Origin of the sequence: Gaetbulibacter sp. S0825 (assembly GCF_011777505.1) — a bacterium.
In the GTDB taxonomy this organism is placed as follows: Bacteria; Bacteroidota; Bacteroidia; order Flavobacteriales; family Flavobacteriaceae; genus Pontimicrobium.
This window is the reverse complement of sequence record NZ_JAATJT010000002.1, coordinates 238,372-250,805: the sequence shown is the minus strand read 5'-3', so window position 1 is coordinate 250,805 and position 12,434 is coordinate 238,372. Positions and strand designations below refer to the sequence as shown.

Here is a 12,434-nt window from a genome sequence, read left to right as displayed (position 1 = left end):
AAAATAATTCTTGAAGCTATTATAAAACAAAAGATAGTCCCAAATCTATCTAAAAAACACTAACATGAAAAAAACTACTTATGGTTTATGGCATGGGATTTATGTCCTATTGTTTTTGGTTTCTGGAAATGTATTTTCTCAAACAGTTATAGATTCCGAAAATTTTGAGACTGGAGGTTTTCCATTTACCTACTGGAATGATGGTGGAGCAGATTGCAGCTTAGATACTGCATCTAGACTATCTGGAACAAATAGTACTAACTTACAAGCCAATAATGGCTCAGCTTCTTCTATGTACACAACCAATATAAATTTAACAACTTATGGTAGCGTAACAATAGGTTTTGATTTTGTAACAAGTAGTTTTGGTTGGAATCATAAATTTTATATAGAATTCTCAAATGATGGTGGCACAACATGGCACACAACACCTATTGCAACCTATACAAGAAATGGTTCTGGCTTTAGCAATGGAACAACTTATACAGGAGAATCTGTAACTGTTGTTAATACAACTTATGGTGGAACTCATACTTTTACGGCTAACTCCAGATTTAGATTTAGAGCAGATGCCCCAACCGAAACCTGGCGTGATTTATACATTGACAACGTTACAATAACTGGATACGCTCCTGCACCAGAAATAGACATTCAAGGAAATAGCACATCAATTGCTAATGGAGACTTAACCCCATCGGCATCAGACCATACAGATTACACAACTGCCAATGCAGGCCTTCAAATTACTAGAACATTTACAATACAAAATACAGGTACAGCCAATTTAACTATTAGCTCCATAGTATTATCCAATACTACAGATTTTACAATAATAGCTCCTTTTCATGCAACTCCTGTGGCTTTTGGAGGCAGTACAACTTTTACAGTTCGTTATAATGCACTCACTTTAGGCACAAAAACATCTACAGTAACTATTACAAATAATGATTCAGACGAGTTTACCTATCAATTTGGTATTGAAGCACGTTCGGAACAAAATTTCTTTGATAGCGATGGTGATGGTGTATACGATAATATTGATATAGACGATGACAATGATGGCATTGTCGATTCTGATGAAGAATTGGCTTGTCAAGTATCTGGAATATCAACAACGGTAAACTATAAGTTTTTAAATGAAACTTTTGGTGAAGGAACCAGTAGAGCAACTATAAATACCACTTACGATGCTATTACAACCTATTGTTACGAGGATGGTGCTGGTTCAGGTTGCTTTGGAGGTATCGATTTGAATGATGGTGAATATACAGTATATTATAAAGCTGCTGATGGTGATGGAACAAACGATACACCAATTGGTGAGGTCGCTTCATGGGCAGACACCTATTGGTACACAGGCGAAGATCATACACCAGGAGACACAGATGGAAGAATGGCCATGTTTAATGCCTCGTATGATCCTGGCGTTTTTTACACTGCCTCTATTACAGGTTCACTTCCAAATGTACCAATCACATATAGTTTCTGGGTGCTAAACTTAGATACAACGCTAGCTCCAGGGATTGCAACAAGATTACGACCAGATATTTTAGTAGAATTTCGTGATGTAAACAACAACGTATTGGCATCTATTACTACTGGAGACATTCCTCCATCAATCAATGGAGACCCAGCAAACAGTTGGCATGAATTTACTGCCGATTTAACATTAAATGTAACTGAATTTTATGTGTATTTTATAAACAATGAAACTGGTGGACAAGGTAATGATTTAGCTATCGATGATATTGTGATCTCACAAACGCTATGTGATACTGATAGTGACGGTGTAGCCGATTTATTTGATTTAGATTCAGATAACGATGGTATTCCAGATGTTGTTGAAGCTGGTTTAGGAAATCACAGCGAAGGAGAAGCAACGCTAACCTCAATTGCTGCTTGGGTAGATGTAAATGGTAACGGCATGCATGATTTGATTGAAGGAAATATTGTACTAGATTCTGATGATGATGGCGTACCAAACTATTTAGACTTAGACAGTGATAACGATACGATTTTTGATGTAGATGAATCTGGGGCTGGAAATACAGCAGATCCATTGTATCAAAACGGTGATGGTGATATTAATGGTGATGGTGTTGGTGATGGTCTTGATACTGATGCCTTTAGAGAAACCGACGTCGACTCAGATGGGACATTAGAATATTATACAGATGGTATATTAGACATTTACGATTATTTTAACGGAGGTACTTATGCCACAGGATATGGAAACATCAATCAAGGTTTAGGAAGTATCTATTATGTTCTAGATAGTGACTTAGATGGTTTACCTGATTATATGGACACCACTTCAGATGGCAGTACTTACGATATTTCACATACACTCTATGCTAGCTTAGATGCCAATAACGATGGTGTTATAGATGACACTAACGATGCTGAAGGTGACGGTATAGTAGATTTATTCGATACAAATGATGCTATATTTGGCTCACCAAGAGATTTAAACAGAAAATTAGAACTCTACTTTGATGGTAGAAACGATTATATAGAAGATACTACCGTCATGGGAACATGGGGAGAGGCTACTCAAATGGGTTGGATAAAAATTGATCCTGCAACAAGTGGCAGCAAAGTCATCATGGGACAGGACAATTTCTATATTACATTAAATGCAGATTTAAGCATTTCTACAACTGCGAAAGGAGTTACCGTCAATAATGGATCTCCATTAGCAACCAATAGATGGATTCATGTTGGTGCCACTTATAGTACTTCAAGCAGTCTTCTCAAGCTATACATCAATGGTCAAGAAGTTGCAAATGATGCTATTTCTGGAAATCTAGCAAGCGATACTTCGTCGTTTACCATAGGCCGTGAACCTGATACAGATTCTGGTTATTTCATGGGCTATATAGATGAAGCCAAAATTTTCGCGAAAGCTTTAACTGACGATGAATACCAAAAAAATGTCTATCAAGAAATTGAAGACAACACACTAGTAAGAGGCGCTGTAATCCCAAGAGATATAGCAACTTTAGATTGGAGTGATGTGTCTAGATATTTTATGTTCGATATATATAAAGACGATATCACCGACGATTTAACCACTGCTCCAATAGATACTGGAACAGGTGCAAAAATGCATAACTTTAAAGTAATAGACTATCAAACGGCACCTTTACCATTTATAACACAATCAAGCGGCGTATTAAGTACTGCCGTCGATATACCTTCTGATGGTGTTAGAGGCTTGGACGCTACAACTTACGATTGGTCCATTGTTAGAGTAGAACATGACGATGTCACTTACAATGCAAATCAAAAACATTTAGGATTGATTATAAACGAATTGGATGCAGGAACAAACCCAATAGAATATCATGTTCAAAACGATTCAGAGCTAAATGTAAGTTGGTATTTAAAACTTGACGGGTTTATTGACCTTGAAGGCGAGTCTCAATTGGTTCAAGGTGACGATAGTATGTTAGATGTTACAAGTAAAGGATATATTGAACGTGACCAACAAGGTACAGCCGATTTATACACTTATAATTACTGGGCTGCTCCAGTAGGTGCTACAAGTATTGTAAGTAACAATAACAACTATACACTTCCTAATATACTTAGAGATGGAACAACTGCTGCAGCACCTGTAGCTATTAATTGGATTGCATCTGGTTATGATGGAACTTCAGGATCGCCAGTTGGCATCGCTGATTATTGGATATGGAAATATGCTAATCAAATAAGTGATGATTATCCGTCTTGGCAACATGTACGCAGTACTGGTTCACTACAACCTGGTGAAGGTTACACCATGAAAGGCACTACTAATACTGGTGGCGCGATTTCTACCGAACAAAACTATGTATTTAATGGTAAACCACATAATGGTAATATCACTTTAACACTATCGGCTGGTAACGATTATTTGATTGGAAATCCTTATGCCTCGGCTATTGATGCAAATGAGTTTATATTAGATAATGTTAGTGATGGTGTTGGAAGAGCAGCTTCAAATATTATTGATGGTTCTTTATATTTCTGGGAACACTTTGCAAGTTCCACACATATTTTAAGAGAATATCAAGGAGGTTATGGCGTATATAATTTAATGGGTTCTACAGCAGCAATTTTAAGTGATACTAGAATAAACCATACTGGTGGATTAGTTAGCAGTAAGGGTGCTCCTCAACAATATATTCCTGTAGGACAAGGCTTTTTTGTTACTGCAGATACTGGTGGAACTATCACTTTTAAAAATAGTCAACGTACTTTTAAAACTGAAGCTTCTGATCCATCAACATTCATGAGAGCAGCTGGAAGTAAAAAAGAAAAAATAAATAATTCAGCTTCTAGAAGTGCAACTATTGATACACGCCAAAAACTAAGATTAATGTTTGATTCTCCTAAAGGATATCATCGTGAGTTATTATTAGGAGCTGATCAAAATGCCTCTCCATTGTTTGATAGAGGCTATGATGCACCACTTATTGAAGATAACGTCGAGGATGTGTTTTGGACTCTTGATGGAGGAAAGTATGTCATACAAGGTGTTGAGAATTTTATCGACAGTAATGTTTTCCCTTTAGGTATTAAAATAGATGAAGAAGGTGAAATTACTATTAAAATTCAAGAGTTAGAAAATATAACTAGTTCATTTGATATTTTCTTAAGAGATAAAGATTCAACAACTTTTCATGATCTAAACTTAATGCCATATAAAATAAACCTTCCTGTAGGCGAATATTTGGATAGGTTCGAAATAGTATTTCATAACAAGAGCTTATCAATTGATGATGATAAATCAACTGCTTTAAATATTCTTTATTCGAATGCTCAAAATAATATCATTATTATTAACCCAGAAAATAACTTAATAAAAACAATGGCTATTACTAATTTACTAGGCCAAGAAGTCTTTTTTGCTGAAGATATTGGCTCTGAGAGTTATTCAACCATAAAACCTAGAAAGCTTAGTACTGGTGCATATATTATAAAAGCAGCAACAGATAAAGGCGTGGTGATAAAGAAAGTTATTATTGAATAAAAAAATTGCTAGGAAACTGAAACTTTATTTTGTTAGTTAGTTCACTAAACTTAAATGGCTCCAATTTCTTGGAGCCATTTATTATTTTATTTTATTTAGTAGTTCGTCTAGCGAGTATTTTTGTTGCTCACCAGAGCTCATATCCTTAAGCGTATATTGATTATTATTAAGCTCCTCCTCGCCTACCAAAACAACATAAGGAATAGCTCTTCGGTTGGCATAAGTCATTTGTTTTTTCATTTTAGCAGCATCAGGATACAATTCGGCATTAAGACCTTTTTCCCTAATAGCTTTAATAGCTTTAAGACCAAACAGCGCTTCTTTTTCGCCAAAGTTTATAAACAACACATCTACTTTGTTGCTCACAGTTTCTGGAAATAAATCTAACTCTTCAAGAACCAAGTAAATTCTATCTAAACCAAAACTAATACCAACGCCACTCACATCTTTTAATCCAAAAATCCCCGTTAGGTCATCGTAACGACCTCCTCCACCAATAGAACCCATATGTACGCCTTTTGGTGCTGACACTTCAAATATAGCGCCTGTGTAGTAATTTAAGCCTCTTGCAAGGGTAACATCTAGTTGCAATGATGCCGACTTTAATTGTAAAGTAGAAATTGCTTTATCAATAAACTCTAATTCTTCAATACCTTTTAAGCCAACTTCTGAAGTGCTTAAAATCGTTTTTAAGCCATCAACTTGGTCACCAAAATCGCCTTTTAAAGTGAATAGAGGTTGAAGCTTAGAAATACCTTCTTCGGTAATTTCTTTACTTAACATTTCCTCTTTTACCTTCTCCTCACCTATTTTATCCAGTTTATCAAGTGCTACGGTAAAGTCAATGAGTTTATCTTGAGCACCAATAACTTCGGCAATTCCTGATAAAATTTTACGGTTATTTATTTTTATTGTAGTACCCTTTAAACCTAAGTTGGTGAATACCTCATCATACAGTTGCACAAACTCTACTTCTTGCCATAACGATGTAGAACCAACCACATCTGCATCACATTGGTAAAACTCTCTAAAACGCCCTTTTTGTGGTCTATCGGCTCTCCAAACTGGTTGTATTTGATAACGTTTAAACGGAAATACAATATCGTTTTGGTGTTGTACGACGTAGCGAGCAAAAGGCACAGTTAGGTCGTAGCGTAGGGCTTTTTCAGAGATACTTGGAGTTAATTTATTTGAATCTTTCTCGTTATAAGCATTTTCATTTGCTTTAGACAAGTAATCTCCAGAATTCAAAATCTTAAAAATCAATCGGTCACCTTCCTCACCATATTTCCCCATCAACGTATCCGAATTCTCAAAACTTGGCGTTTCAATAGGTTGAAATCCAAAACGTTCAAAACTAGATTTAATAGTATTAAATATATAGTTACGTTTTGCAACTTGCTCTGGATTAAAATCTCTAGTCCCTTTTGGAATGCTTGGTTTTTGCGCCATTATAATGTCTTATAAAACAAATATCTTACTTTTTTATAAACCTAGCCAACCAATTTATCAAAATACTTAAACAAATCTCCTTTTGTAATAACAGAGCCTTGCTGTATTAAAGCAAACTTATCTAGTTGTTTATCTTCTGAATACTCTTTTTTTGCCTGAAAGAGTTCAACAGTATCGTCCATTAAATTTTCACGTAACCACGAAAACCCTTCTCTAGTCGTTAAATCTATAGTTGTATTGGTAACTTTTAAACCTATGAGCTCTATTTGTGCTTCGGCTAAATGAAATAGGTATATATGTTGTGGTGATATATTTTCTAAATATTCGGCTTTGGTTAGTACACCTTCCCAAACTAAATCGCTAAAAACGTCTAATTCTTGTTCAGCAACTTCTGGTTTATTAGCTTTAATATCTTGCCACTCGTCCGCTGTTATAGACTGTGTTGCCAAAAAGTTTATGAATTCTTGGTGTAGTTCTTCAAATTGTTCTTTGGATAATCTCGCGTATTTCATCGTAACTATACTATTTTATAATTTCTACTTTACAATATTTAGTGCTGCAGCTGCTTGAAATGGTCTGTCGGTTGCAAACACATCTATTCCCAGTTTGCGCCATGTCATATATAAGTTATCTCCTCTAGCTTCAGCTTGCTTATCAAGGTTACCAAGCGTTCCTAGCATTGTTGTGACACCCAAATTATGTAATTCGTTGTACAATTTAGCATCAGATAATCTGGTTCCAGTAAAAGCTAACATATTTTCTGTTGGAATCTCAGTTTCTAACAACCAGTTTAATTCTTCAAGGTTTCTAGCTGAAACTGATAACAATAAATCTGGAGCTAATTTATAAGCTTTAAGAGCTTGCATCACATCATAAGTGATAATAACTGAAACGTCTTCGGCTTGTTGTTCTCTAATTGCTTCTATAACATTAGCAACATCAACACTTCTCTTGATATCGACAGTAAGAATGGCCTTGTTTTTTTTAGCCCATGCTAATACATCTGTAAATTTTGGGATTTTAAAAGTGGTTTCTGTTCCAAAATCATCTACTAAATTAAATGCTTGTAATTCTTGATATGTATACTTCTCTATTCTATCTGTTCCAGTAGTGGTTCGTTCAAGTGTATTATCGTGCATTAACACCAAAACACCATCTTTGGTTTTGGCTACATCTATTTCAAATACTGCCGAGATACTATCGTTTACATATTCTATAGTCTCTAAGCAATTCTCAGGATAATTTACTAGTCCAACACCTCCACGATGCACACTTATTATTGGTTCACTACCTTCGGTATACTTAAAAGTATCTATTAAAGCTGATTTTTTCGCTTCGTTAGTTACAACTTCTTTGATTTGATTAGGTTTTCCTTTACAAGAAAAAATGATTAAAAAGGCAATAAAAAGAGTAATACGTGACATAATATGATGGTTAAAAATTAAAAAACCGTCTAGAAATAGTATCTAAACGGTTAGTTTTATATTGTGAAAAGCTATTTAAGCTTGTGGTACAATTTCGAAATCTAAATCAACAGATACTTCTCTGTGTAATCTAACTACTGCTGTGTACTTTCCTAAACGCTTAATACTACCACCAGGAATAGTGATATATTTTTTATCAATTTCTTGACCTTCTTTTTCTAAAGCTTCAGAAACATTGATGTTATTTACAGATCCAAATAACTTATCACCAGATCCTACTTTAGCAGCAATCTTAATTTCTAATGCTTTAATTGCTTCTGCCACTTTATTAGCGTCATCAACAATTTTTTTCTCTTTAAAAGCGCGTTGCTTTAAGTTTTCAGCTAATACCTTCTTTGCAGAAGCTGTTGCTAAAATTGCTTGTCCTTGAGGAATTAAAAAATTTCTACCATAACCGTTCTTAACTGTTACAATCTCGTCTTTAAATCCTAAATTTTCAACGTCTTGTTTTAATATAAGTTCCATTGTTATCGGTATTTTATTTTAATAAATCGGCTACGTAAGGCATTAACGCCAAGTGACGCGCTCTTTTTACTGCAACAGCAACTTTACGTTGGTATTTCAATGAAGTACCTGTAAGACGTCTTGGTAAAATCTTCCCTTGTTCGTTTATAAATCTCATTAAAAAGTCTGGATCTTTGTAATCAACATACTTGATTCCAGTCTTCTGAAACATACAATACTTCTTTTTCTTGCTAGTATCTATGTTAAGAGGAGTTAAATATCTAATTTCCCCTTCTTTTTTTCCTTTAGATTGTTGTTCTATAGATGACATAATTACGCTTTTTCTTTAAGTTTAACTCTTCTTCTTTCTGCCCAAGACACAGCATGCTTATCTAAAGCTACCGTTAAATAACGCATAAAACGCTCGTCTCTTCTAAATTCTACCTCAAGAGGGTCAATAACTTCGCCAGCTACTTGGTATTCGAATAAGTGATAAAATCCACTCTTTTTGTTTTGAATTGGGTAGGCTAATTTTTTTAGTCCCCAATCTTCTTTAGCTATCATCTTTGCACCTTTAGAAACAAGAAAATCTTCGTATTTCTTTACTGTTTCCTTTATCTGGTCTTCAGATAAAACGGGATTCAAGATGAAAACAGTTTCGTAATGATTCATATTAAATTATTTATTTATGTTTAAAATGGCTGCAAAAATAGGTATTTTTTATTGTTATGGCAACAATTTTATAGGTATTTTTTCATTCCTAAATAAATGTTAAAATTTTGTTAATCAAAACAGTTTATCGACGTTTTTTGGTTTTTAACCGAATTTTTTGTACTATTGTCGATATCTTAACCTAAAACAAGAAATGTTATGACTTTAAACTGTGTTGTTGTAGATGACTCCGCAATCCAACGCTTATCTATAGTCAAGCTTATTGAGAATCACCCTTCTCTTAACTTGATTGCAGAATATAGCAGCGCCCTGGAAACTAAGAACGGACTCAATACTCACAAAGTAGACTTAATCTTTCTGGATATCGAAATGCCTGTTTTAAATGGCTTTGAATTACTAGACGTACTAAATAATAAACCCCAAATTATTTTCGTCACAGGTAAAACAGAGTATGCATTTAAAGCATTTAATTACGATGCTACAGATTATCTACAAAAACCAATTACAAGAGAACGCTTTAATACTGCCGTAGATAAAGCTCTAGAGCAGCATAAACTAACGCTGGACTTTAAAGAGACTGATGGTGAGCACATTTTTGTAAAGAGTAATTTAAAAAAGAGAAAGGTTTACATTAAGGATATAAAATGGATTGAAGCTCTTGGTGACTATGTAAAATTAGTGACCGAAGAAAATAGCTTAGTGGTATTATCTACTATGAAGGCTTTTGAAGCAGAGTTACCAGAAGGTAAATTCTTAAGAATTCATAAATCTTATATCGTTAATTTAGATAAAATTGATCGCTTTAATAGTAAAAATGTTGAAGTTGGAGCTTACGAAATTCCTTTAAGTAGGAATAAAAAGACCCAATTGGTAGATGCTTTAAATAATATTTAAAACATTAATAATTATCGACATTTAAAATTACTTTAATCGGACGAAAATCTTTGATACTTAAGAAGCTGTTCTTTATTTTAAGAATAGCTTCTTTTGTTTTTGATAAAGATTGATTTTGAGGGATTTTTATAAGTATGTTTTTATGATACTGATTTCTAATTCTAGAAATTGGTGGAAACTCAGGACCTAACACATGTTGTTTAAACACTTGTCTAAAAGATTTTGCCATCCACTCTGCTCCATCGTTTACTTTATTATAATCTCTATGTTTTAAGGTTATTTTAATAAGTCTGTAAATTGGTGGGTATTTATAATTATGTCGTTCATCCAATTGCTCATAAAACATTCCTAGATAATCATTAGTAGATACTTGTTGTAAAATTTTATGATAAGGATTGTAGGTTTGAATAAGCACTTTTCCTCTTACATCAGTTCTACCTGCTCTCCCTGCTACTTGCTGCATCAATTGAAAACTACGCTCATGAGCTCTAAAATCAGGAAAATTCAATAGACTATCAGCATTCATAATACCAACTAGTTTCACATTTCTAAAATCTAAGCCTTTAGTTACCATTTGTGTACCTACTAGTACATCTACCTCATGCTGTTCAAAAGAATGAATTATACGTTCGTAACTATATTTCCCTCTAGTGGTATCTAAATCCATTCTAGCCACTCTTACTTTTGGGAACAACGTTTTAACCTCCTCCTCTATTTGCTCAGTACCAAAACCTTTATTGTCTAGCTCACTACTACCGCAAGCCGCACAATTTTTAGGCATTGCAATAGCATACCCACAATAATGACAACGTAATTGATTTTTATATTGGTGATAAGTTAAACTCACATCACAATTAGAGCATTGTGGTGAATGACCACAAGTGTTACACTCAATAATTGGCGAAAACCCTCTACGATTTTGGAATAATATTATTTGATTATCATTGTCTAAAGCTTCGTTTATTTCTTCAATAAGCCTATCACTAAAATGACCTTGCATACGTTTACGCTTCTGCTTGTCTTTAATATCCACAAGTTCAATTTCTGGCATTAACACATCATTATAACGTGTATGTAACTCAGTAAAACCGTACTTTTTCTCTTTAACTGCATTATAGTAGCTCTCAATACTTGGCGTAGCAGAACCCAAGAGTGTTTTGGCTTTAAATAAATTAGCAAGCACTATAGCAGTATCTCTTGCATTATAGCGTGGTGCTGGGTCGAATTGTTTATAAGATTGCTCATGTTCTTCATCGACAATAATTAACCCTAAATTACTAAAAGGCAAAAACACGGATGAACGTGCACCAAGGATCACTTTTGCCTTGTCAGAATTGTCTAATACCTGATTCCAAACCTCAACACGTTCATTCAAAGAATAACGTGAATGATATACCGCAATTTGATTACCAAAATACGTGCTTAATCTGTTTACTAATTGAGAGGTTAACGCGATTTCTGGCACTAAATACAATACCTGTTTTTCTTGTTTTAAAACCTCTTCAATAAGCTTTACATAGATTTCTGTTTTTCCAGATGATGTAACGCCATGTAATAAATTAACATTTTGATTTTCAAATGATTTAATTATCTCATTTAAAGTAATTTCTTGGTCTTTATTTAAAGACTTTGACTCTGAAATCTCATCCTTTTCAAAGGAAACCCTATCAGTTTTTAAATAGTATTCTTCTAATATTTCTTTATCAATTAACGCTTTTACCTGAGCTGAAGAAGCCTTACTTTTTTCTAATACATCGGATACTTTTATTGGTTTTTTTGAAGCCGATTTTAACATGAAAAGCGACATGATTATTTCTCGTTGTTTTGGTGCACGACTTAAAGTTTCCATCAACACATTTAGAGTATCATCTACACTATAAATATCATTCAATTTTACATACCTAATTAATTTTGGTTTGTATTTTTCATATAACTCCTCTTCAACATTTATGACACTTTTTTCTAAAAGTCTTTTTATAACTGGAAATACATTTTTTTTATCAAGGATATTGCTAATATCTTCAATCTTTAAACTAGACTGATATTGCAACGCTTCAAAAACCAAGAATTCATCGTCTTTTAGTTGTAAATCGTCAACCTCCTCATCCTTATTTAAAATAATATTTGTCTCACTTTCCAATAAAAAAGCACTAGGTAATGCAGCTCTTAAAATATCGCCAAGCGTACACATATAGTAATTGGCCATCCATTGCCAAAGAGTTATTTGAAACTCATTAACTATGGGTTGCTCATCGAGGATTTGGTGAATTTCTTTTGCTTCGTAGGCTTCAGGAGCATTTTGATGGATGCTTAAAACAAGTGCTGTATATATTTTACGTTTTCCAAAAGGTACAGCAACATGCATTCCTGTTTTTAAAAATCCTGATTCTGCTTTAGTTATAGCATAAGTGAATTGTTTTTCTAGTGGAATTGGTAGTATGACGTCTATAAAATAGCTTGAATTAAACATA

General features: G+C 34.0%; 9 protein-coding genes. 2 read left to right on the top strand and 7 right to left on the bottom strand.

The annotated features are described in order from the left end of the window. Window positions 1–64: 64 nt before the first annotated feature. Complete coding sequence (locus HB672_RS08725) at window positions 65–5,017, top strand: LamG-like jellyroll fold domain-containing protein (protein ID WP_167611078.1); 4,953 nt, start codon at window positions 65–67, stop codon at window positions 5,015–5,017. A gap of 81 nt (window positions 5,018–5,098) precedes the next feature. On the opposite strand, the gene hisS is transcribed toward HB672_RS08725, so the two are convergent. From hisS to rpsF, 6 genes are all read right to left on the bottom strand, one after another. Next, entirely contained in the window at window positions 5,099–6,469 is a 1,371-nt protein-coding gene (gene hisS, locus HB672_RS08720; RefSeq protein ID WP_167611075.1) for a histidine--tRNA ligase, read from the bottom strand. A 41-nt stretch (window positions 6,470–6,510) separates the two neighbouring features. Further along, window positions 6,511–6,981 (bottom strand): DUF6495 family protein, encoded by a 471-nt coding sequence (locus HB672_RS08715; RefSeq protein ID WP_167611072.1) that lies wholly within the window; start codon window positions 6,979–6,981, stop codon window positions 6,511–6,513. Between the two features lie 24 nt (window positions 6,982–7,005). Further along, a complete protein-coding gene (locus tag HB672_RS08710) occupies window positions 7,006–7,893 on the bottom strand; it encodes a glycerophosphodiester phosphodiesterase family protein (protein WP_167611069.1) in 888 nt (295 codons plus the stop codon). A gap of 75 nt (window positions 7,894–7,968) precedes the next feature. Then, window positions 7,969–8,418, bottom strand: coding sequence for a 50S ribosomal protein L9 (gene rplI, locus HB672_RS08705; RefSeq protein ID WP_167611066.1), 450 nt, complete (start codon window positions 8,416–8,418; stop codon window positions 7,969–7,971). Window positions 8,419–8,431: 13 nt separating this feature from the next. Further along, window positions 8,432–8,731 (bottom strand): 30S ribosomal protein S18, encoded by a 300-nt coding sequence (gene rpsR / locus HB672_RS08700; protein ID WP_348272555.1) that lies wholly within the window; start codon window positions 8,729–8,731, stop codon window positions 8,432–8,434. Then, window positions 8,731–9,069, bottom strand: a complete 339-nt coding sequence (gene rpsF / locus HB672_RS08695; RefSeq protein WP_167611060.1) for a 30S ribosomal protein S6 — start codon at window positions 9,067–9,069, stop codon at window positions 8,731–8,733. The genes rpsR and rpsF overlap by 1 nt, the downstream gene beginning before the upstream one ends. Before the next feature lie 198 nt (window positions 9,070–9,267). On the opposite strand from rpsF, the gene HB672_RS08690 reads away from it, so the two are divergent. After that, window positions 9,268–9,963, top strand: coding sequence for a LytTR family DNA-binding domain-containing protein (locus HB672_RS08690; RefSeq protein WP_136842991.1), 696 nt, complete (start codon window positions 9,268–9,270; stop codon window positions 9,961–9,963). A 4-nt stretch (window positions 9,964–9,967) separates the two neighbouring features. On the opposite strand, the gene priA is transcribed toward HB672_RS08690, so the two are convergent. Beyond that, window positions 9,968–12,433: a primosomal protein N' gene (gene priA / locus HB672_RS08685; RefSeq protein ID WP_167611057.1), complete on the bottom strand. Its 2,466-nt coding sequence runs from the start codon at window positions 12,431–12,433 to the stop codon at window positions 9,968–9,970. Window position 12,434: the final 1 nt, after the last annotated feature.

Bases quoted from the DNA above. Each gene is read 5' to 3' on its own strand.
- HB672_RS08715 (WP_167611072.1), bottom strand. From the start codon at position 6,981: ATGAAATACGCGAGATTATCCAAAGAACAATTTGAAGAACTACACCAA.
- rplI (WP_167611066.1), bottom strand. From the start codon at position 8,418: ATGGAACTTATATTAAAACAAGACGTTGAAAATTTAGGATTTAAAGAC.
- hisS (WP_167611075.1), bottom strand. From the start codon at position 6,469: ATGGCGCAAAAACCAAGCATTCCAAAAGGGACTAGAGATTTTAATCCA.
- HB672_RS08710 (WP_167611069.1), bottom strand. From the start codon at position 7,893: ATGTCACGTATTACTCTTTTTATTGCCTTTTTAATCATTTTTTCTTGT.
- HB672_RS08725 (WP_167611078.1), top strand. From the start codon at position 65: ATGAAAAAAACTACTTATGGTTTATGGCATGGGATTTATGTCCTATTG.
- rpsF (WP_167611060.1), bottom strand. From the start codon at position 9,069: ATGAATCATTACGAAACTGTTTTCATCTTGAATCCCGTTTTATCTGAA.
- priA (WP_167611057.1), bottom strand. From the start codon at position 12,433: ATGTTTAATTCAAGCTATTTTATAGACGTCATACTACCAATTCCACTA.
- HB672_RS08690 (WP_136842991.1), top strand. From the start codon at position 9,268: ATGACTTTAAACTGTGTTGTTGTAGATGACTCCGCAATCCAACGCTTA.